Genomic DNA, 21,224 nt, shown 5'->3' on the forward strand with positions numbered 1-21,224 from the left:
GTCAAGTCAAGTGCAACAAAGTTGTTCCTCTGATTAAGTGAGTACCTTTCAAGCTGTTTGAGTTAGCTCAAACAGCTTTTTTGCGGACTGATAGCCATGGATTCGCCTTGGTCTTTCATTGATAGCTTTAGTATAGGTTTTTAAAAGGTTTGGATCTAGATCTTTGAGCGAGACTCCCTTTGTAATGAACTCTCTTAACAATCCATTGAGATTCTCATTTGTACCTCGTTCATAAGATGAATAGGCATGTGCAAAATAAACATCTGATCCCTTACCTTACTCAATGATGAAAATTCGTTTCCATTATCTGCAGTGATTGACTTAATGGGATAAAGTTTCATACACTCTAAGACTGCTTGATTGACATACTCTGCTTTCTTTTCCACGAGTTTCTTTGTGACAGCATAGCGTGTTTGTCGTTCTACCAAGGTCAGAATAGAAGGTTCTCCTACTGTCTTTCCACCCAGAACAGAATCAATTTCCCAATCTCCAAAACGGGAACGATTATTGATTTCTTCTGGTCTTTCTTCAATTGACTTTCCTAGATGTTTCTTGGTAGAGGGGCGCTTGGTAAATTTCTTACGGATCCGCACTGCTCTTGGTAAATCAATGACCTTAATCTCTAACAATCCTTGATGGATATAGTTATAGAGCGTCTTGGTTGAAGGTACAACTGCATCTACATGTTGGAATTTATAGGTATGAACAAAGGTATCCACGCTATGCACCCTTGGTTTATCTCTCATTGATTCTGTGAACTCTCTCAGAAAGTCATCCGATATACAATCCAGTTTCAGATAATAGCTGGCTTCTCTAGCATGACGATAACGGTTATGAGCAGCATCTGCATAATAGCGTTGGTAATAGACCTTCTGCCCATTTACTTTTTTCACTTGTGTTATGGAACCACGATTAATTTCACGAGTAATAGTAGAGCGATTTCTCCCTAGTCTACGAGCAATTTCAGCAGGTTTGAGTCCTATGCTTAAATAAGCTTCAATTTTCCCTCGCTCAGCTTCAGATAAGTGCTTGTATGATTGATTTGTGGTAGAATAATTAGTGGACATGTTCATCTTCCTTTATACTGTTTTTCGCAATTCTAGTATATCAGATGAACATGTCTTTTGTGTTGCACTTCATTTTACAACAGGGCTTATTTTTCCTTAATTTTTTAATATTTCTCGTTTCATTCTTAATTTATTTCAATGAAACAAATTAAGTAATTTTATTATAGCACCCCTCCCCCGATTTTTCAAGTTTTTTTAGAGTGCAGGACAAACGAATGTAAGTATTCTGAAATATCAGTAAAAAATATCAAAAGTTTCTGAAGGCGATATTTTCTTTAAGATTATCCTCTAGCATGCAGAGATTTTTTTCGTGTAGTTTATCAAAAACTTGAGTCAGAAAAGTTAAAAACATTGTTTTTGTTGTTTTCAAAATTTTTTCAATGATTGATTTTCTTCATGCGTTTGTCGTGTTTAGAGTGTTTTTTTAATCCGTGGTGTTAGTTAATTTCAGAATACCATAAAAAGCCCAAAAGGACTATACTGTAAGTGACCAAACAAACAGAGAGGACGTCCAAATGAGCCACTTACAGTATACCGCTAAATCCCATCACTTACAATGGAATATCAAACAATTATCAAAACTTTGTTATCAGCTGTATCGTAATTATTGCCCTGAACCTTTCAAACATCGTCGCAATATTAGCCTATCTAAAGTTTCAGATCACTCTCTATTAGTCTTACTTATCTTGCAAGCTGAACTAGGCATTAAGTCACAACGTCATTTCTATCGTATCTGTCAACTCTTTCCTTGTGGTCGTCTCCTTGAAAGAAGTCGTTTTAATCGGCGGGAACGACAGCTGATTTGGTTAGTTCAACTCATCACACAAGCAATGAATACCCAAATCTCTCCTGATACCATTGTTATCATAGACAGTTTTCCCTTACCACTTTGTCAACCTGTCCGTAATTATAGAACACGTATTTTTAATGACTTGGCAGACATTGGTTACAATGCGTCCAAGAACCTATGGTTCTATGGGTTCAAAGTTCATATGCTGGTCACCCCTATCGGGCTATATTCTGAACTACGTTGTGACACCAGCATCTGTTCACGATATTAGAACCGTTGAGGACTTATTAGAAAACTGCCATCACTCTTACATTTTGGCCGATTTGGGCTATCTTAGTCGCGAGCTTAGAAATAGTTTGGAGCAAAAAGGTTATCATCTTTGGACTCCCTTACGTCAAAATATGGCGGGGGCTAAGCAACATAATCATTGGAAACTAATGGCTATGAGAAGGACTATTGAGACACGTTTTTCAGAACTTCGTACGCTTTTCGATATGGAACAAACACTAGCTAGAGGAAAAACAGGATTGCAATTGAGGATAGAGCAAATCGTATTAGCTTATAATTTAAGATATTTTGAAATTAACTAGCACCACGAGTAAGATTTATAACTTTTGAACATAGCAAAAATCCAGAGGAAAATCTCTGGATTCTTTTTACATATGCTGCAAACGCTCAATTCGTTCTGAGATTGGCGGATGGGTATAGAAGAGTTTTTGCAAACCACCTCGTTTTTGAGGATCGTTGATATAGAGAGCACTGCTAGCATCATCTACATGACGGCTCATAGGCTGACTATTGTCCAGCTTACGAAGGGCATTGATCATCCCTTGAGGGTTACGAGTCAACTCTACACTTGAAGCATCTGCTAAAAATTCTCGCTGGCGAGAGATGGCTAATTGGACCAAGGTTGCTGCTAAGGGAGCTAAAACAATGGCTAGGAGAGAAACAACTAGCATAATAATTTCAAGTCCTCCGCTATCACGGTCATCACTTCTACGACCACGGCCTGCACCTCCCCACCACATCATGCGTCCAGCCATACTTGATAGAAGTGTAATGGCACTGGCAAGGGCAACCGCGATAGTAGAAATCCGAATATCATAGTTACGAATGTGACTGACTTCATGACCAATAACCGCCTCTAACTCTTCACGATTCATAATCGCTAAGAGTCCTGACGTTGCTGCTACCGCTGCATTTTGAGGATTTGAACCCGTAGCAAAGGCATTTAAGCTAGCATCATCGATGATAAAAACACGTGGCATGGGGATTTGCGCCACCATAGCCATATCTTCCACAACATGATAGAGGGTTGGTGCAGTCTGCTCATTCACCTCACGCGCACCATTCATGGACATGACAATCTCTGTCGATTGAAAAATCATAGACAAGGCATAGATAAAGCCGATAATCAGAGCGATAACTAAGCCACCAAGACCAGATCGCATAAAGAGGTAACCAACTGCATATCCAACCAAAGCCAAAAGTAAAAAGAATACTAGTAGTAAAATCCAAGTTCTTCGCTTATTACTCGCGATTTGATCATACAACATCCTAGTCACCTAAACCACTAAAATCAACCTTTGGTACTGCCTTTTCTTCTTCAGGAGTCTGAAGGAAATCAGCCACTTTAAAACCAAAAAGTCCAGCAACTAGGTTACTTGGGAAAGTCTCTAATTTAACATTATAGTTGCTAACAACACTATTGTAGAGTTGGCGAGAGTAAGAAATTTTATTTTCAGTATTGGTCAACTCCTCTTGCAATTGTGCAAAGTTGCCACTCGCTTTTAGGTCTGGATAATTTTCTGCAACTGCAAAGATTCCTGAAACCTGACGTGTAAGAGCATCACTAGCCTTCATAGCTTCTGCTGGTGAAGTTGCTGCGGCTACTTGATTACGAAGTTCTGCAACTTTTTCAAGCGTTGAACCTTCATACTTTGCATATCCTTTCACGGTCTCAATCAAGTTTGGCAAGAGATCGTTACGACGTTTCAACTGAACATCAATCTGACTCCATGCCTCCTTAGTTTGCATGCGATTTTTAACCAAACCGTTATAACTAACAATTACGAAAATAACAATAAGAGCAAGAACTCCAAGAATAATCCAAGTCATCATATAATTCCTTTCTGCTTATAGATTAGTACCAGTATATCAAATTTCCATCTTTTTGTGGTAAAATAAGATGATACTAAAGAAGGAAACTACTATGAAACCTGAAACATTTTATCAACTACTAGCTGAACAAAATATCCATCTTTCTGACCAGCAAAAAGTTCAATTTGAGCGTTATTTTGAACTCTTGGTCGAATGGAATGAAAAAATCAACCTAACTGCTATTACAGAAAAAGAAGAAGTCTATCTCAAACACTTCTATGATTCCATCGCTCCTATTTTACAGGGATTGATTGAAAACCAGCCCATTAAACTCTTAGATATCGGTGCTGGAGCAGGATTTCCTAGCCTTCCTATGAAGATCCTCTATCCTCATCTAGATGTAACCATTATTGACTCTCTCAATAAACGAATCAACTTTCTGAATCTATTAGCCCAAGAACTAGGTTTAGAAAATGTTCACTTCTATCATGGACGTGCCGAAGACTTCGCCCAAGATAAGAACTTCCGTGCTCAGTTTGATATCGTTACAGCTCGTGCAGTTGCCCGTATGCAGGTCTTGTCCGAGTTGACTATTCCCTACTTAAAAGTTGGTGGAAAATTGCTTGCACTAAAGGCTAGCAATGCACCTGAGGAATTAACTGAAGCTAAAAATGCCCTCAATCTTCTCTTTAGTAAGGTTGAAGAAAACCTCAGTTACACTCTTCCTAACGGAGACCCTCGCTACATTACTATTGTTGAGAAGAAAAAGGAAACTCCAAACAAATATCCACGTAAGGCTGGCATGCCTAACAAACGTCCACTTTAGAAAGATTAAAAAATCTGCAAACTCACACCTCGCTTTCTTATTTCAAGGCTCAGGAAAAAATGATTTACAAAATCATACCTCGCTCTCTCATTTCAAGGCTCGGAAAAAAATGATTTACAAAATCATACCTCGCTTTCCCATTTCAAGGCTCAGGAAAAAATGATTTACAAAATCATTTTTTTCTGCTATACTATCCTAAGCAAAGGTTTTTAATGTCATCCCGTGAGGTGACGAAGGCGCAGATCTATATAAAACTCTTTAAAACTTGATATAGGAGTCTTGTTTTAGAGAGGTCTTACTCTGGGAGCCTATTGCTATAAAATAATGGGCTCTTTTTTGATGCCCAAAAGTGAGGTTAATATGAAACAGGAATCAACTGTTGATTTGCTTTTAGACGTTGACCAACGTCCTTCAGCTGGAAAGGGAATTCTTCTTAGCTTCCAGCACGTATTCGCCATGTTTGGTGCAACCATCTTGGTACCTTTGATCTTGGGAATGCCTGTATCGGTTGCCCTTTTTGCATCAGGTGTAGGAACACTCATTTACATGATCTCTACTGGCTTTAAAGTTCCAGTTTATCTGGGTTCTTCTTTTGCCTTTATCACAGCTATGTCACTTGCCATGAAAGAAATGGGTGGTGATGTATCTGCTGCTCAGACAGGGGTTATCCTGACTGGTCTTGTTTATGTCCTTGTTGCTGCAAGTGTTCGCTTTGCAGGTACAAAATGGATCGACAAACTCTTACCTCCAATCATTATCGGTCCTATGATCATTGTTATCGGTCTTGGACTTGCTAGTTCAGCTGTTACCAACGCTGGTCTTGTAGCTGACGGAAACTGGAAAAACGCTCTTGTAGCCGTTGTTACTTTCTTGATTGCTGCCTTTATCAATACAAAAGGAAAAGGCTTCCTACGAATCATCCCATTCCTTTTTGCCATTATCGGTGGTTACCTCTTTGCCCTAGCACTTGGATTGGTTGACTTCACTCCTGTTCTTGAAGCTAACTGGTTTGAAATCCCTGGTTTCTACCTACCATTCAATACAGGTGGTGCCTTCAAACAATACGACCTATACTTCGGTCCTGAAACAATTGCCATCCTACCAATCGCAATCGTAACCATTTCTGAACATATCGGAGACCACACCGTTCTAGGTCAAATCTGTGGACGTCAATTCTTGAAAGAACCAGGTCTTCACCGTACCCTTCTTGGTGATGGTATCGCAACATCTGTATCTGCCTTCTTAGGTGGACCAGCCAATACTACCTACGGTGAAAACACAGGGGTTATCGGTATGACTCGTATCGCTTCTGTATCAGTTATCCGCAACGCTGCCTTTATCGCAATTTCACTAAGCTTCCTTGGAAAATTCACAGCCTTGATTTCAACAATTCCAAATGCTGTACTTGGTGGTATGTCAATCCTTCTTTATGGGGTTATCGCCAGCAACGGTTTGAAAGTTTTGATTAAGGAACGTGTAGACTTTGGTCAAATGCGTAATCTTATCATCGCAAGTGCAATGCTGGTACTTGGACTTGGTGGAGCAATCCTTAAACTCGGTCCAGTTACCCTTTCAGGTACTGCACTATCAGCAATGACAGGTATCCTTTTGAACTTGATCTTGCCATACGAAAACAATGACTAATCCATATAGAATCAACGAGAGGTCGGGACCAAAAATCCCGACCTCCTTTTTATGAATAAGAAGCCTTTGATACAGTGAATCATTGGACTGTTGTCAAAAAGTTTGATTTCTTAATTTCCCCAAGCAATCAAAAGATACAAGAGACTTGAACCAAACATATCTGCCAGAGCATGCATGAGAAAAAATAGCAGTAAATTCTTGACTACATACTTGTACAAGAAATAATAAAAGAGACCATAAACAAGCCCAATCACCAAGGCCCAAAGCAATCCTTGATAGGTATGGAAAGAAATCCGTATAATTACCGAGTAGACTAGAGCTAACCACTTGTGCTTTTCTTTTACTGAAGACAGTAAGCCTAGGAAGAAAAATTCTTCATAAAAACCATTTAGAAGAGCATAACCAATGGCCATTGGCGTTAAAGCCATGAATTTTCAAATGATTTCCATAGGATCTATAAAAGGGATCAACTGAGGATTAAAATAATTGTACTCACCACTAAGGGTTGTAATGATATCACCAAAGATACCAACTACAGCAAAGATAAGGGGAACCCAAATTAAAACAGACCAGCTCCAACGTATAGGAAGCTGTTTAAAATCATAATTTCGAATCACAAGATAAAGGAAGGTAATCCCAAACATCATCAATTGGAAATTGAAATTACTAGAATAAGCTGCCCCATCACTTGCTAGATTTGTCGTAGTTTCTGCGACGCTAGTAAGAGTTGAGGGCGATAAACTCTCCATAAATCGTTGAGTAGAACGAATGATAAACTCTCCAAACATTAAAACAGTGATGATGAGGATATCGAACCATTTTAAGTATCTTAAAGGTTTTGATGGATGAATACTTTGTAGCAAATTCATATTTCCTCCTTTATCTTTAAATGTATGGATTGATTATAACCATTCATTCTTAATACTCAATGAAAATCAAAGAGCAAACTAGGAAACTAGCCGCAGGCTGTACTTGAGTACGGCAAGGCGACGTTGACGCAGTTTGAATTTGATTTTCGAAGCTGGAAGATTAAAAACCAGCCTTATCAAAGACTGGTTTAATCCATTAAACGGAATGATGTTTCTTTTCAAGCATTAAATCCTTCAATGAAATGATAGTCACAGCTAGTAAAATCATTGCCATACCAAGAAAATCTACAGGATAAAAGATATCCCCCATAATCATGAAGGCAAAAAATACTGCCGAGATAGGCTCAATCGAAGCCAAAAGGCTAGACTTGACTAGTCCTATCATACTAGCTCCCTTGAGGAAGGCTGTATAGGCAAAGACCGTTCCAATCAGAATGATGCCAGCAAAAGCTAGAAAGATATCAAAAGATATGGGAATACTGGCCCCGATAAGCCCCGTAAAAGGTACTGCTAGTATACCTGAGATGGTCATTCCAACACCAATAACCAAAATGCTCCCCCATTTTTGAATCAATTTTATGGGTAAAATGATATAAAGAGCATAGGTTAGGGCCGAGAACAAACCCCAAAATAGACCAGCTGGAGTCATCGAGAGTTGATCCAATTGCCCATGGGTTGCAATGAGAAAGGTCCCACCTATAGCTAAAAACATAGAGATGATTTCTGAAAGCGTCGGAGCCACCTTATCCTTGATACAAGTGTAAGCAAGGATTCCAACTGGACAGACATACTGGAGAACTGTCGCTGTCCCAGCATTTGTCTCCTGAATAGCTGAAAGATAAGCTAATTGATTTAGAAAAAGACCAAATAAAGAAAATAGCAAGAGAGAAAACAGGCTTGATTTATCCTTCAGAAAATCCATAAATTTATCCCTTGATTTAGTATAAGCCAGAAGAATCAAGAGTAATCCAGCGATTATCAAACGGATATTGGTCAGAACGAGAGCTGAAATCCCGTGAACCATCAAGTACTGACCACTGGTTCCCGATAAGCCCCAGGCAATACCTGCAATGACAGTATAAAGAGTTCCTTTTAAAGCTTTTGACATACTTCCTCCCTAGTCTGCCTCTCGAATCAAGTCCATGACCTGATTACGGTCCAATATCCATTGGGCACGCTCATCTTTTTCATAGGTTCGGTTAGATAGAAAAATTGCCGCCTCTTGTTTCTGTCGATTCCACATGATAAAGGTCCCAGTATAGCCTGTATGGTCCAACCAATCACCTTCAAAATTCCAGGCCAATGAGCGTTCTTTATCATTCAGATCCGAAAAATTCTGACTTAAGTCTGCAGCAAAATCATCTTGCAAATAATGCTCTAAGAAGATTTTTAAATCATGAACTGTTGAAAACAAGCCTGCACTACCTGCATGTTTTCCAAGCAAACGAGCCTTGGGATCATGGACCACTCCTGCTTTCTGTCCACGGACCGTTGGAACAGCACAGTTAACTGGACCAAACTGAGTTTCCTTCATCTTCCATGGATTCAACACTTGCTCTTGTAAAATCTGATCCAAGTCCTTTTCAAAATAAGATTCTAAAAGAAAACCTAGTAAGAGAAAGTGCACATCTGAGTATAGAAAGGCTCTCTTCTCTCGGCGATTCAGATGAAACATAGCTTCTCTTAACTGATCTGCTGAAAGCTGATCTCTATTAGGAATAAAAGGATCTAAATCCGTTGCATGCGTTAGGAGTTGTCGAATGGTGATGTCTGGGTAATCCGCCTCTGGAAGATAGTCTCTTATGGAGTTATCTAACTCAATCTTGCCTTCCTTCCACAAGAAGGTTAAGACCGTTCCTACTCCAACAACCTTGCTGACACTTGCCAAATCATAGACCAAGCCTTCACGAGTCTGCTCACCAATTTGTGGATTTGATTCTCCTAGATACCAGTCAGACCAAACGCCATCCTGATAATATGCAAAAGAGGCACCAGGATAAATCCCTGCCTCAATTTGTTGCTTTATTTTTTGAATGATTTTTTGTTTCATACTGCTTCAAACCACAATTCAATATTGTTGGTATCCTTAGTTAGGAAAAACTTCTCAGATTTTGGAATAAAGTAACCAGCTTCTTCAAATCTTTGACGCAATACAGGCAAATCCAAATTCTCTACTTGAAATTTCAACATAGACAAGTCCCAAGTTACATTATTTTCAACCAGTAAATCGCTCCCTTGAGATTGATTAAAAGCTAGTCGGTTTTCGATTTCTTCTTTATCAAGTAGGCTTGATGTCTTATCTGGTAAGTTAATTTCCACCGAGATTTCAAAGGCTGTCAAATATCTCAGTTTCTCATCTTTTGAAAAAGTGACTTCTTCCTCAACTTTTTTCAAATCCTTGATATCATCTTCGGCATGAATAAGAATACAATCCCCTTCTGGAGAAAGAACCTCAAAAGCATATCCCTTATTTCCTTTATAGAGTTGAGGGATTTCTTCCATTCTAGCTAGTAGTGCTTCAATCTCAGATGGCTTCTCTACCTTTACAAGTAATCTAGCTAATTTTTTTATCCCTTCAACCTTACGGCTTCTCATACTTGGTGATTCTTCTAAAACTAACTTTTCAATGCCTGATTGGTCTCCTAGTGATAAGAAGGCTGACTCTTCAAGCAAAGGTTTCATCCCCAAAGTCTCAATATAAAACAACTCATTTAAATTTCTATTATTTACCTTTAGCGTCGGGATCATACGCTTTATTTGATTTACAATCATAAATTCCTCCAACACTTTTTATTTTAAAGGATTTTATCTTTTTTTACAAGTTATTCAATAAAAAACTTTAACTATATTAACTCCTTAAATAAATCAACCCCTTCTGCTAGTAGAAGGGGGACTGGTTTGTTTTTACTAAAATACCTTATTTAGTCTTTCCAAGCTAGTGTTGCTTGGAGACCATAATGATCGCTCACCTGTGGACTGTTATTACCATCAAAGACGACGTGAAGGTTTTCTACCTGCATATCCTTTGTTGTAAAGACATAATCAATTCGAAGTGGTTCGCTGTTCCCCTTCCAACCATCAATTTCAGGCGGAACGGTAAAGCTTCCACTTCTTTCTTTTGCAACTTCATATGCATCTTGTAAGACTAATGGACTAGCTAAAATAGCTTGATAACCTTCCTGACCTGCAGGATTATTGAAATCACCTGCCAATAAAAGAGATTTGTTTAATTCTTTCAGAACCGCTTCAAAGCGCGCCCATTCCTCTTGGAAGCCTTTATCCCACCAAGAGAGATGGACACTGGCAACTGCAAGCTCTTTGCCTTCAACTACTGTTTCTGCTAAAGCAACTCGACGAGTGTGATAGTCTGTTGGATCATCTACATCTGAAACCAAAATTTCACGCGCTTCAATTGGTGTTTTAGATAGGATTGCAACACCCTCATGGTAGCGATCATAACCGATGTGGTTGTAAGCCCAAGTCCAATAATAATTTTGACCATGCTCAGCCAACTTCTCTACCAAAAGTCGCACATAGTGGTCTTGATGAATCGGCTCAGCAGATGGTAATGGCTGATAAAGTGGGCCAGCTTCTACTTGCGATGAAGTAATTTCTTGGTTGATTTCCTGAAAACAAATCAAATCATAACTGTTTTCAAGTACATCTTGAAGTAAAAGTTGAAACTTTTGCTCAGGATCTTTTTCCATCCAACTATGGGTATTGAGTGTTAAAAACTTCATGCTTTTCTCCTATAAACAAGAGGTTGGAAACAGCTTCCAACCTCCTAAATATTACAATTCCACTTTTGCAACTGCTGTTTTAGCTGCAAGAGAACCTGTTTGTTCTAATGTAACTGATTTAATCGCATCACCATTTGTGAAGACAACTACAGTTGTAGTTTCACGACCAGCTTCACGGATAGCACCCAAGTCAGCTGTGACAAGAAGATCACCCGCAGCAACCTGTTGTCCTTCAGTAACACGAACTGTAAATGGTTTTCCTTCAAGACTTACAGTGTCAAGTCCGATGTGGACAAGAACTTCAAGCCCTGCTTCAGTCACAAGTCCAAGAGCGTGTTTAGTTGGGAAGATACTTGATACAGTACCTGATACTGGAGATACAATGTTTCCGTTTGCTGGTTCTACTGCAAATCCGTCACCCATCATTTTTTGTGCGAATACAGGATCCTTCACTTGATCCAATTCAATCACTTGACCGTCAGCAACTGAGTAAACTTCTTCAGCCACACCTTTGTATACAACAGTATCTTGTTGAGCTGCTGCCATTTGACTTGGAAGAGTTTCAGGAATCACTTCACCTGAGTCAAGAAGGTCTTGAATATCTGATTTCAAAACATCAGCTTTAGGTCCGTAGATAGCTTGAACCCCTTGTCCTTTCATGACAAGACCCATAGCTCCTTCTGCTTTCCATTGCTCTGCATTTCCTACTTTATCTGCATCTTTAACAGTAACACGAAGACGAGTCATACATGCGTCAACGTCAACGATGTTAGCACGTCCCCCAAGAAGGTTGATGATGTTAACAGCTTGAGAAGCTTCTGCAACTTTTGACTCACCAGAAGCAGCAGATTCTGATGAACCTTCAGCAGTTTCGTAGTTTCCGTTACGTCCTGGAGTAGCATAGTTGAATTTTTGAATCATGAAGTTAGCAATGAAGTACATGATAACTGCAAATAGTGCTGTTACCCAGATAAAGTTGATGATATCCATACCAAGACCAGCATTGATAGCTAGTGGAGTACGAGTCAAGAATTCGATTGAACCAAATGAGTGCACACGAAGGTGAACAATATCAGCCATTGCAAAGGCAGCACCTTGAACCACAGCGTAGACAAGGTAAAGAGGTGTTGCAACGAACATGAACATATATTCAATCGGTTCAGTAACACCAGTCAAGAAAGTTGCAAGAGCTGTCGCAATCATCATCCCTTTGTATTGGTGTTTCTTGTCTGCTTCAACATTACGGTAAATCGCAGCAGCCACACCCATCAAGATACCGAATGAACCAATCATTTGTCCAACTTTGAAACGAGCTGGATGAACTGTATCGAGCAATGTTTGGTATTGGCTAGCATCAGTACCTTTAAGGTTAACAAGGTCTGTTACCCATGCAAGCCAAAGTGGATCTTGTCCAAATACTTGAGTGCCTTTTGCTGCACCAGTTAAAATATCATAAGTACCACCAAGAGCTGTATAGTTCATTGGGATAGTCAACATGTGGTGAAGTCCGAATGGCAAGAGCAAGCGTTCCAAAGTACCAAACAAGAATGGTGCAAGTACTGGTGCTGTTTCTTGTGAATTGGCAATCCAGATACCGAAGTTGTTGATACCTGTTTGAACAAGTGGCCAGAAAGCTGAAAGAAGGATTGCAGTGATTGCTGAACGAAGAATAACTACAAATGGTACAAAACGTTTCCCGTTAAAGAATGAAAGGGCATCAGGAAGTTTACGGAAATTATAGTATTTGTTAAATGCAGTCGCTCCAACAAAACCTGAGATAATCCCTACAAATACCCCCATGTTAAGGGCTGGTGACTCAAGTACACTAATGAAGTAATCAGCAACCTTGATAGATCCACCAAAGATTGTTGAAACCATAGCGTTAGGATCTTTCAACATATCCCCTGATACACCGAAGATTGTACCAGTGATACGGTTAATAAGGATAAATGCAAGACCTGCCGCAAAAGCACCACCAGCACGTTCTTTAGCCCAACTTCCTCCAATAGCGAGGGCAAACAAAATATGAAGATTACCGATAACTCCCCAACCAATTTGCTCTAGTACGCCACCAGTAATAACTAGGGGAGCAAGGTTTGGGTCAATCATTGCAAGTGACTTACCGATTGAAATCATCAATCCAGCCGCTGGCATAACAGCGATAACCACCATTAGAGCCTTACCGAATTTCTGCCAAAATTCGAAAGACAAGACATTTTTGAATGTATCTTTCATCATTCAAATCTCCTTTATATTTATTCGGCAAACGTTTTACGAAAACGTTTGCGCTTGTTTATGATTTAATTCTACCACTTTTTATTTTTTTGTAAAGGCTTTTATAAAAAAATTTTGACTTTTTCTTTCGTTTCACTTTCTAGGCACGCTCTCTCTTACTGACCTTTTTTGAGTTTGTAGGGCTTTTCTGATATAATATTAGCTATGAAATCCTATAATACCTTGAATGATTACTATCGAAATTTATTTGGAGAAAAGACTTTTAAAGTCCCTATTGATGCTGGCTTTGATTGTCCCAATCGTGATGGAACTGTAGCACATGGGGGCTGTACTTTTTGCACGGTTTCCGGTTCTGGAGATGCAATCGTTGCTCCTGATGCTCCTATCCGCGAGCAATTTTATAAGGAAATTGACTTTATGCATCGTAAGTGGCCAGATGTTAAAAAGTATTTGGTCTACTTCCAAAATTTTACCAATACACATGAAAAGCTGGAAGTGATTCGCGAACGCTATAAACAAGCTATCAATGAACCTGGGGTTGTCGGCATCAATATCGGAACTCGACCAGATTGCCTTCCTGATGAGACAATTAAATACTTGGCAGAATTATCAGAGCGAATGAATGTTACTGTAGAACTAGGTTTACAAACTACCTATGAAGAAACTTCAGAATTGATTAACCGCGCCCACTCCTATGAACTCTACGTGGAGACTGTCAAACGACTTCGGAAGTATCCGAAGATTGAGATTGTTGCCCATTTGATCAATGGTTTGCCCGGTGAAACTCATGAAATGATGGTGGAAAACGTTCGGCGTTGTGTAAGGGACAATGATATCCAAGGGATTAAACTTCACCTACTTCACCTCATGACCAATACTCGGATGCAACGCGACTATCATGAAGGTCGTTTGCAGCTCATGAGTCAGGATGAATATGTCAAGGTCATCTGTGACCAACTAGAAATTATTCCCAAGCATATTGTCATCCATCGGATTACGGGTGATGCGCCTAGAGATATGTTGATTGGTCCTATGTGGAGTCTCAATAAATGGGAAGTTCTAAATAGCATTGAGGCTGAAATGAGACGACGCGGTAGCGTCCAAGGATGCAAGGCTGTAAAACAGGAGTTTATGAATGAAAAGACCACTTGAAATGGCGCATGATTTTCTTGCCCAAGTCATCACCCAAGAGGATATTGTCGTTGATGCGACCATGGGAAATGGCCATGATACCCTTTTTCTAGCTAAGTTGGCTAAACAAGTCTATGCTTTCGATATACAGGAACAAGCTCTAGAAAAGACTAGTCAACGTCTACAAGAAGCTGGTTTGACCAATGCAGAATTAATCCTACAAGGTCATGAAACCGTGGATCAGTTTGTAACTGAGGTGAGAGCTGCCATCTTTAATCTAGGTTATCTTCCTTCAGCTGATAAAAGCATTATCACCCAACCTCAAACAACTATTGAAGCACTAGATAAACTTTGCCAAATGCTTGTTAAAGGTGGACGAATAGCCATCATGATTTATTACGGGCATGAAGGCGGAGATATCGAACGGGATGCAGTCATGGATTTTGTCAGTCACTTACCACAACAAGAATATACTGCTACGATCTATCGCACTCTCAACCAGATCAACAATCCACCTTTTTTAGTCATGATTGAAAAATTAGAAAGGTATCGACATGGATAAACAATACCTACGAGATAAAATAGAAAATCTACGTCACAAATTTGTCGAATCAACTCAACATGAACGGGCAGTTGGTATGTTAGATGAAGCTCATATGAGCAAGAAGATGCTGAAAATCAAGAAGAAAATGATAACACTTGAAATGGAGCGTTGTCAGAAGAAAATCGAGCACAAGGACTGCTCGAAAATTGATCAAAAAATCCAAGAACAAAAGGAACTTTTTGAAGCTTGTCGAAAACAAAAATAAGGAGGTAGAAGATGGATTTACTTTTTTATCTCTTGATATTTTTACTTGTTCTCATTGTTTCGAGTACGACCAATAAACTTCTTCCCTTTTTACCCATGCCCCTGATTCAGATTTTGCTGGGAATCGGACTTGGTCTTTGCTTACCCAACAACCAATATCACTTAGATACTGAGTTGTTTCTAGCTTTAGTCATTGGTCCACTACTCTTTCGTGAAGCTCAAGAAGCAGATGTAACCTCTATCCTAAAGCACTGGAGAATCGTTCTCTATCTGATTTTCCCTGTTATCTTTGTATCAACATTGAGCATGGGAGGACTTGCCCATGTTCTTTGGGTTAGCTTACCATTAGCTGCCTGCCTAGCCGTAGGGGCTGCACTTGGTCCTACTGACCTGGTTGCCTTTGCTTCCCTTTCTGAACGATTTACCTTTCCAAAACGAATTTCAAATATCTTAAAAGGGGAAGGCCTGTTAAATGACGCTTCTGGGCTAATTGCTTTTCGTGTAGCTCTCATCGCATGGACAACGGGAACCTTTTCAATCGCTCAAGCAGGAATTTCCCTAGCAATTTCCATCGTTGGAGGTTTTGCAGTCGGCTTTATAACAGCCTTAATCAATCGTTTCCTCCATACTTTTCTACTCAGTGTTCGAGCTACTGATATAGCCAGTGAACTCTTGCTGGATCTTAGTTTACCACTTTTAACATTCTTCATTGCTGAAGAGATTCACGTTTCCGGAATTATCGCAGTCGTTGTCGCTGGTATTTTAAAAGCCAGTCGTTTTAAAAAGATAAATCTTCTCGAAGCTCAAGTGGATACAGTGACTGAAACCGTTTGGCACACTGTTACCTTTATGCTTAATGGTTCTGTCTTCGTCCTGTTAGGAATGGAACTGGAGATGATTGCGGAGCCGATTCTTAAGAGTGCTTTTTATAACAATGTGCTTCTTCTCGTCACAGTCTTTCTTTTAACCTTCCTACTCTTTGCCATCCGCTTTGTGATGATTTACGGCTTTTACGCGTTTCGAATAAAGAAACTTCAAAAAAGTCTCCACAAGTATGTCAAAGATATGCTTCTCCTAACATTTTCTGGAGTTAAGGGAACAGTTTCAATTGCTACTATCCTTTTGATACCGTCTAATTTAGAGCAGGAATATCCGCTCCTTCTCTTCCTCGTAGCTGGTGTAACCCTGGTCAGTTTTCTTACTGGATTATTGGTCTTGCCACATCTTTCTGAAGAGCAAGAGCCATCTAAGGATCATCTCATGCACATCGCAATCCTAAATGATGTTGCCATGGAGTTAGAGAGAGATCTGGACCATACTAAAAACAAGGTTCCCCTCTATGCTGCGATTGATAACTATCATGGACGGATTGAAAATCTCATCCTCAGCCAAGAAAACAAAGAAATTCAGGAAGACTGGGAAGCTCTTAAACTCTTGATTCTCAGTATCGAGAACGATGGTTTGGAACAGGCTTATGAAGAAGGAAAAATCGGTGAAAGAGGTTATCGTGTTTATCAACGCTACTTGAAAAGCATGGAGAAAAATATTAAGCGAAACTTTGCTTCTCGCCTAACCTACTACTTCCTTGTTTCTATACGGATTGTGCGCTTTCTCCTTCATGAGTTGGTCACATTTGGAAAAACCTTTCGTTCTTGGAGAGACAAGGAAAACCAAAGACTTCTTGCCATCGATTATGATCAGATTGCAGAGCTCTATCTAGCCAACACTGAAATCATCATCGAAAGTTTAGAAAACCTCAAAGGGATTTATAAGAGTTCTCTGATCAGCTTCATGCAGGAATCGCGTCTCCGTGAAACCAGTCATATTACCAGTGGTGCCTTTGTGGAACGGGTTATCAATCGGATCAAGCCAAATAATATCGACGAAATGTTGAGAGGTTACTATCTAGAACGTAAGTCTATCTTTGAATACGAGAAACAAAAACTCATTTCAGCCCAGTATGCTAAAAAACTGAGACAAAATGTGAACAACCTAGAAACTTATTCTCTAAAAGAATCAGCCAACACACTGCCTTATGATATGATGGAATTAGTTCGCAGAAATTAAGATTTAGGTTACTATTGTGGAGGATTATGCAATGAAAAAGTTGTGGAAACAACTAACTAATAGGCCTTTATTAAAAGCTTTTTTACACTACTATCATGTTTCAGATATTGAATTAACCAGTGTAGCTGTGGCTTATTATTGGTTGATTTCAATCTTCCCTTTACTTATGATAGCCGTCAATATCTTGCCTTATTTTCAAATTCCAATCTCTGATTTCTTGATTACACTAAAGGAATTTTTACCAGATACGATCTATGATGTAGTAGCAAAGATTGTCAGAGAAGTTCTGACTCAACCATCGACAGGTTTACTGAGCTTTGCTATCTTATCAGCTCTTTGGACTTTCTCCAAATCCATGAATTTTCTTCAAAAGGCTTTTAATAAAGCCTATGGAATCGCAAAAAATAGAGGAATTATCTCACATCAGCTGATGAGCCTCTTAGTTAGCTTTGGACTTCAAATTCTTTTTGCGCTTGCTTTATTCCTCAGTATGTTTGGCCATATGCTATTGGATTTGCTTAAAAACTACTGGAAATCCGAGAGTGCTCTGTTTTCTTATCTACAAGATTTTACAGGACCTCTGATTTATGCCTTTCTTTTTGCAATCGTAATCATGCTCTATTATTTCCTACCAAATGTTAAAGTAAGTAAGATTCGCTACGTCATACCTGGAAGTCTCTTTGTACTAGTTACAACGATTGCTTTATTAAACATCTTTGCAGCTTATTTCAACAATTATGTCAATTATCTCGTTGACGTCAGATTTTTCAGTTCAATCGTCGTCGTTGTCATGATGTTCTGGTTCATTATCATTGCCAAGATATTAATTATCGGTGCCGTCATCAATGCCAGTGTTCAAAGCCTTAAGGATCCAGACTTTAAAGCAAATCAATAATTTTTATCGATTAATACTCAATGAAAATCAAAGAGCAAACTAGGAAGCGAGCCACAGGTTGCTCAAAACACCGTTTTGAGGTTGTGGATAGAACTGACGAAGGCAGCTCAAAATACTATTTTGAGGTTGCAGATGGAAGCTGACGTGGTTTGAAGAGATTTTCGAAGAGTATAAACAAATCAATCCCCCAGTCATTTAATACTGGGGGATTTTTGAATTAGTTACTTTATTGTCCATTCGTTAGGGCTTGCAATTCTGTTTTTAGATAGTGAGCCAAATGTTGGTGAGCAAAAATATTGGCATTTTTTTCTGCGGTAGGATTGTAGTTTGTGTTGGTATTTACATCATAAACATAAATATCACCTCTCTCTGACTGAACCCATTCAATAGCAGCAACTTCAATCTGAGCATTTTTTAGGAAGTTTTCATAAGCTTCTCTTCGGTCATCTGGTAGAGGTTCTGTAATCTGGAATTTCTCAGATGTTTCCAGTTGCTCTGGTCTCTTGCCAATTTGGCAACCATCTGCTGGGCACAGTTGGAAACCATCTGAAGAATCGATTGAAACAGTATAAAGGAACTTCTGATTGATAAACTCTGAACGGCGGATGCGTCCATCACTTGGTTTGATGTAGGCTTGTAACAAGGTGATCCCGTCCACTGATGGTTCAAAAAGGGGACTATTGACATAAGCTTCCAATTCTTCTTCATTTTGGAAGAGTTGAACGCCTAACCCCTTACCTGCTCGATTATGCTTGGTAATCAAAGGATAGATGTTCAATTTTCTTGCGGCTTCAATGATATTTTCTTGGCCCAAAACTGCAACTGTCGCAGGAGTCTCAATGCCCGACTCGTTTAACTTCAAATATTGTTTAACTTTACTGATTTCTAGGTTGATAGCCCCAGTTCCATTCACAACCTTGCGTCCGTGGGCTTCTAACCAAGTAATCACCTGCTCTGTAAATTCTGGCGCATAGCGATGTCCTCTGGTGTGAGAAGACGCAGACATACGATTGTAAAAGATACCCTGTGGCGGTGGACTTTGCAGATCCAAAATTCCACTAGACAAATCCCACAGTTCATAAGGGACTTCTAGTTCTTCCAACCATTTGACCAAATGCTGGGTCCATTCAAGATTCTCATGAATCACATAAACTTTTGCTTCACTCATTACTTATCATCTCCTTAAGAAAAGCTGACTGATAGTTGGCTTTCCTTTTCTTCTTCTAAAATATATCCTTCTGTTTTTTCGATAACGCTGACAGTTAAGATTTGACCCAAAACATTGATCATAGTACGGCCAGCATTGACAAAGAAATCAACTGCAAAAATCAAGGCTACTCCTTCTACTGGCAAGCCCAGTTGAGGTGCTGCAGCTAGTAGAACCACGATAGCTCCTGATGGTACGGTTGCCGCAGTTTTTCCAATCAAAGTCAACAATAAAACAGTAAACAAGAGACTTGATAAAGAAAATTGAATGCCGTAGGCATGCGCTATAAAAATCGTCGCTACTGAGAAGTAAACCGCTGCTCCCTCTAAGTTAAAAGTATATCCTAAAGGAACAACTAAATCAATTGTATGCTCGTCATGCCCCTGTTTTTTCAAATCTTTAAGAAGTGATGGCAAGACCACACTAGAACTTCCAGTAACAAAAGCCAAAGTTAAGAGACTCCAATTTTCACGAAAGGCTGACAAATACGGAACTTTAAAGAAGACTGCAATCAAAGGGAAAATAAGGAGAACCAAAACAGCATAAGCCAAATAAGTTCCAATTACAAACTGACCAAGCCCAATCAACTTGTCGACACCCGTAGTTGCAACATCTTTGGCGATAAATCCAAAAATTCCAATCGGTGATAGTTTGACAATCACTGTAACAATCTTGTAGATGGCTTCAATCCAGATTTGGAAACCTTGGATAATTTTCTGAGATTTATCAGACTTAAGATTCCCAATTCCGTAACCAAGAAAGATGGCAAACACGATAATTGGCAAGAGGGCACCTTCTGAAAGTGACTTGACGATATTTGATGGAATAAAACCAAGCAAAAATTCGCTAAACTTGACATTGTTAGCAATCCCATCAAGGTTTCCACCAGTTTGACCGATATTCACTCCTTGACCAAATCCTAGATAGTAACTAGCAAATACAAACAAAAGAGTAATAGCAGTTGTTACTGCGAAAAAGTAAACCAAACTCTTGGTCAAGATTTTCCCAAAAGATTTTTTCCCGATAACACCAGCTACCGCAACAACGATAGTTGGGAAGATTAAAGGAATGATAACCATATTGATCAATTTAATAAAGGCTTGACCTAAAAATTGATAAAAGCCTGCAAATTGTGGCCAGATAAGGGCAGCGATAACACCCAAGACCAAAGCCACCAATAATTGAATGCCTAGTGAGAGTTTTGACCATAAAGTAACTAATTTCATAAGAAACTCCTTTGTTTTATTTGCTACTCATTCTACTACTATTCTTCACTTCTGACTAATATATATTTTCTATGGTGAACATAAAAAAGATTTATATTGAGGACTCAAACTATCATTGTATCGAACACATGATTTATTCTGATCAAGCAGGAATTATAAAATCTGTTTCTTATCAATGATTTTTTGCTAAAACTGTGATAAATCAAGGAATTTACTTTTCTATTCTCAAAATTTTATGATACAATAATGGTATGATTTTAATGAAACTTGCTTCCATCTTGCTTTTGGTACTAACCTTAGCTCTGGCGATTATTTTAAGCAGACTCTTTAAGTTAAAAAAAAGGGGCATCAATGCTGCTGATTTAGCTTTTCCTTTTCTGATATTTGAATATTATTTGATTACGACTAAGATGTTTACACATAATCAACTTCCTGTATTGGGAATAGCCTTATCAATACTAGCAATTGTGTTAGTCTTTTTCTTCTTAAACAAAAGACGTAGTTTTTATTATCCAAAATTTATTAAATTCTTTTGGCGAGCTGGATTTTTACTAACACTGCTCATCTATATCATCATGATTGTTCAAATTTTCGTGATGAAATAGTCAACTATTACAAT

The 21,224-nt window shown here is 39.0% G+C and carries 17 protein-coding genes and 3 pseudogenes; 9 read left to right on the forward strand and 11 right to left on the reverse strand.

Going from position 1 to position 21,224, the window contains the following annotated elements; all coding sequences use genetic code 11:
* Positions 1-48 precede the first annotated feature (48 nt).
* Positions 49-1,067, reverse strand: a pseudogene (locus E7C97_RS03760) (IS30 family transposase).
* 515 nt (positions 1,068-1,582) lie between these two features.
* Between E7C97_RS03760 and E7C97_RS03765 the strand changes: the two are divergent.
* A pseudogene (locus E7C97_RS03765) lies at positions 1,583-2,447 on the forward strand (IS982 family transposase).
* A 66-nt stretch (positions 2,448-2,513) separates the two neighbouring features.
* Here E7C97_RS03765 and htpX read toward each other — a convergent pair.
* Together htpX and E7C97_RS03775 are read right to left on the reverse strand one after the other, a co-directional pair.
* Positions 2,514-3,413 carry a zinc metalloprotease HtpX gene (gene htpX / locus E7C97_RS03770; RefSeq protein WP_316108198.1) on the reverse strand — a complete coding sequence of 300 codons (900 nt, stop codon included), beginning with the start codon at positions 3,411-3,413 and terminating at the stop codon, positions 2,514-2,516.
* A 1-nt stretch (position 3,414) separates the two neighbouring features.
* Positions 3,415-3,975, reverse strand: coding sequence for a LemA family protein (locus E7C97_RS03775; protein ID WP_000219831.1), 561 nt, complete (start codon positions 3,973-3,975; stop codon positions 3,415-3,417).
* Between the two features lie 94 nt (positions 3,976-4,069).
* Between E7C97_RS03775 and rsmG the strand changes: the two genes are divergently transcribed.
* Together rsmG and E7C97_RS03785 are read left to right on the forward strand one after the other, a co-directional pair.
* A complete protein-coding gene (gene rsmG, locus E7C97_RS03780) occupies positions 4,070-4,783 on the forward strand; it encodes a 16S rRNA (guanine(527)-N(7))-methyltransferase RsmG (RefSeq protein WP_316108199.1) in 714 nt (237 codons plus the stop codon).
* 360 nt (positions 4,784-5,143) lie between these two features.
* Positions 5,144-6,427: a solute carrier family 23 protein gene (locus tag E7C97_RS03785; RefSeq protein WP_316108200.1), complete on the forward strand. Its 1,284-nt coding sequence runs from the start codon at positions 5,144-5,146 to the stop codon at positions 6,425-6,427.
* A gap of 110 nt (positions 6,428-6,537) precedes the next feature.
* Here E7C97_RS03785 and E7C97_RS03790 read toward each other — a convergent pair.
* The 6 genes and pseudogenes from E7C97_RS03790 to E7C97_RS03815 form a co-directional block, all read right to left on the reverse strand.
* A pseudogene (locus tag E7C97_RS03790) lies at positions 6,538-7,296 on the reverse strand (CPBP family intramembrane glutamic endopeptidase).
* 196 nt (positions 7,297-7,492) lie between these two features.
* Positions 7,493-8,404: a DMT family transporter gene (locus E7C97_RS03795; protein WP_316108201.1), complete on the reverse strand. Its 912-nt coding sequence runs from the start codon at positions 8,402-8,404 to the stop codon at positions 7,493-7,495.
* 9 nt (positions 8,405-8,413) lie between these two features.
* A complete protein-coding gene (locus E7C97_RS03800; RefSeq protein ID WP_316108202.1) occupies positions 8,414-9,346 on the reverse strand; it encodes a serine hydrolase domain-containing protein in 933 nt (310 codons plus the stop codon).
* Positions 9,343-10,068 carry a CppA N-terminal domain-containing protein gene (locus tag E7C97_RS03805; RefSeq protein ID WP_075228247.1) on the reverse strand — a complete coding sequence of 242 codons (726 nt, stop codon included), beginning with the start codon at positions 10,066-10,068 and terminating at the stop codon, positions 9,343-9,345. Before E7C97_RS03805 ends, E7C97_RS03800 begins: the two co-directional genes overlap by 4 nt.
* 149 nt (positions 10,069-10,217) lie before the next feature.
* A complete protein-coding gene (locus tag E7C97_RS03810) occupies positions 10,218-11,036 on the reverse strand; it encodes an endonuclease/exonuclease/phosphatase family protein (protein WP_316108203.1) in 819 nt (272 codons plus the stop codon).
* Positions 11,037-11,087: 51 nt separating this feature from the next.
* Entirely contained in the window at positions 11,088-13,274 is a 2,187-nt protein-coding gene (locus tag E7C97_RS03815; protein ID WP_316108204.1) for a PTS transporter subunit IIBC, read from the reverse strand.
* 201 nt (positions 13,275-13,475) lie between these two features.
* On the opposite strand from E7C97_RS03815, the gene E7C97_RS03820 reads away from it, so the two are divergent.
* Genes E7C97_RS03820 through E7C97_RS03840 form a run of 5 tightly spaced genes read left to right on the forward strand, consistent with a single transcriptional unit; the run spans position 13,476 to position 18,172 of the window.
* Complete coding sequence (locus tag E7C97_RS03820) at positions 13,476-14,423, forward strand: TIGR01212 family radical SAM protein (protein ID WP_316108205.1); 948 nt, start codon at positions 13,476-13,478, stop codon at positions 14,421-14,423.
* Complete coding sequence (locus E7C97_RS03825) at positions 14,407-14,964, forward strand: class I SAM-dependent methyltransferase (protein ID WP_316108206.1); 558 nt, start codon at positions 14,407-14,409, stop codon at positions 14,962-14,964. Before E7C97_RS03820 ends, E7C97_RS03825 begins: the two co-directional genes overlap by 17 nt.
* Entirely contained in the window at positions 14,957-15,211 is a 255-nt protein-coding gene (locus tag E7C97_RS03830) for a hypothetical protein (RefSeq protein WP_223139941.1), read from the forward strand. The genes E7C97_RS03825 and E7C97_RS03830 overlap by 8 nt, the downstream gene beginning before the upstream one ends.
* An 11-nt stretch (positions 15,212-15,222) precedes the next feature.
* Entirely contained in the window at positions 15,223-17,277 is a 2,055-nt protein-coding gene (locus E7C97_RS03835; protein WP_316108207.1) for a sodium:proton antiporter, read from the forward strand.
* Positions 17,278-17,308: 31 nt separating this feature from the next.
* Positions 17,309-18,172: a YihY/virulence factor BrkB family protein gene (locus tag E7C97_RS03840; protein WP_049509922.1), complete on the forward strand. Its 864-nt coding sequence runs from the start codon at positions 17,309-17,311 to the stop codon at positions 18,170-18,172.
* A 226-nt stretch (positions 18,173-18,398) separates the two neighbouring features.
* Here E7C97_RS03840 and E7C97_RS03845 read toward each other — a convergent pair whose 3' ends face one another.
* Both E7C97_RS03845 and E7C97_RS03850 read right to left on the reverse strand, forming a co-directional pair.
* A complete protein-coding gene (locus E7C97_RS03845; protein WP_049504206.1) occupies positions 18,399-19,340 on the reverse strand; it encodes a RimK family alpha-L-glutamate ligase in 942 nt (313 codons plus the stop codon).
* Positions 19,341-19,354: 14 nt separating this feature from the next.
* Positions 19,355-20,605 (reverse strand): dicarboxylate/amino acid:cation symporter, encoded by a 1,251-nt coding sequence (locus tag E7C97_RS03850; RefSeq protein ID WP_061862881.1) that lies wholly within the window; start codon positions 20,603-20,605, stop codon positions 19,355-19,357.
* Between the two features lie 251 nt (positions 20,606-20,856).
* Here E7C97_RS03850 and E7C97_RS03855 point away from each other — a divergent pair, with 251 nt between their 5' ends.
* Positions 20,857-21,210: a DUF3397 domain-containing protein gene (locus tag E7C97_RS03855; protein ID WP_061862880.1), complete on the forward strand. Its 354-nt coding sequence runs from the start codon at positions 20,857-20,859 to the stop codon at positions 21,208-21,210.
* Positions 21,211-21,224 lie beyond the last annotated feature (14 nt).

Origin of the sequence: Streptococcus sp. (genome assembly GCF_032481935.1) — a bacterium.
GTDB lineage: Bacteria > Bacillota > Bacilli > Lactobacillales > Streptococcaceae > Streptococcus.

What these genes read in the sequence shown, in the direction of transcription:
- E7C97_RS03835 (WP_316108207.1), top strand. Translation starts at nt 15,223, where the DNA reads ATGGATTTACTTTTTTATCTCTTGATATTTTTACTTGTTCTCATTGTT.
- E7C97_RS03820 (WP_316108205.1), top strand. Translation starts at nt 13,476, where the DNA reads ATGAAATCCTATAATACCTTGAATGATTACTATCGAAATTTATTTGGA.
- E7C97_RS03850 (WP_061862881.1), bottom strand. Translation starts at nt 20,605, where the DNA reads ATGAAATTAGTTACTTTATGGTCAAAACTCTCACTAGGCATTCAATTA.
- rsmG (WP_316108199.1), top strand. Translation starts at nt 4,070, where the DNA reads ATGAAACCTGAAACATTTTATCAACTACTAGCTGAACAAAATATCCAT.
- E7C97_RS03785 (WP_316108200.1), top strand. Translation starts at nt 5,144, where the DNA reads ATGAAACAGGAATCAACTGTTGATTTGCTTTTAGACGTTGACCAACGT.
- htpX (WP_316108198.1), bottom strand. Translation starts at nt 3,413, where the DNA reads ATGTTGTATGATCAAATCGCGAGTAATAAGCGAAGAACTTGGATTTTA.
- E7C97_RS03830 (WP_223139941.1), top strand. Translation starts at nt 14,957, where the DNA reads ATGGATAAACAATACCTACGAGATAAAATAGAAAATCTACGTCACAAA.
- E7C97_RS03805 (WP_075228247.1), bottom strand. Translation starts at nt 10,068, where the DNA reads ATGATTGTAAATCAAATAAAGCGTATGATCCCGACGCTAAAGGTAAAT.
- E7C97_RS03815 (WP_316108204.1), bottom strand. Translation starts at nt 13,274, where the DNA reads ATGATGAAAGATACATTCAAAAATGTCTTGTCTTTCGAATTTTGGCAG.
- E7C97_RS03795 (WP_316108201.1), bottom strand. Translation starts at nt 8,404, where the DNA reads ATGTCAAAAGCTTTAAAAGGAACTCTTTATACTGTCATTGCAGGTATT.
- E7C97_RS03825 (WP_316108206.1), top strand. Translation starts at nt 14,407, where the DNA reads ATGAAAAGACCACTTGAAATGGCGCATGATTTTCTTGCCCAAGTCATC.
- E7C97_RS03800 (WP_316108202.1), bottom strand. Translation starts at nt 9,346, where the DNA reads ATGAAACAAAAAATCATTCAAAAAATAAAGCAACAAATTGAGGCAGGG.
- E7C97_RS03840 (WP_049509922.1), top strand. Translation starts at nt 17,309, where the DNA reads ATGAAAAAGTTGTGGAAACAACTAACTAATAGGCCTTTATTAAAAGCT.
- E7C97_RS03810 (WP_316108203.1), bottom strand. Translation starts at nt 11,036, where the DNA reads ATGAAGTTTTTAACACTCAATACCCATAGTTGGATGGAAAAAGATCCT.
- E7C97_RS03855 (WP_061862880.1), top strand. Translation starts at nt 20,857, where the DNA reads ATGATTTTAATGAAACTTGCTTCCATCTTGCTTTTGGTACTAACCTTA.
- E7C97_RS03845 (WP_049504206.1), bottom strand. Translation starts at nt 19,340, where the DNA reads ATGAGTGAAGCAAAAGTTTATGTGATTCATGAGAATCTTGAATGGACC.
- E7C97_RS03775 (WP_000219831.1), bottom strand. Translation starts at nt 3,975, where the DNA reads ATGACTTGGATTATTCTTGGAGTTCTTGCTCTTATTGTTATTTTCGTA.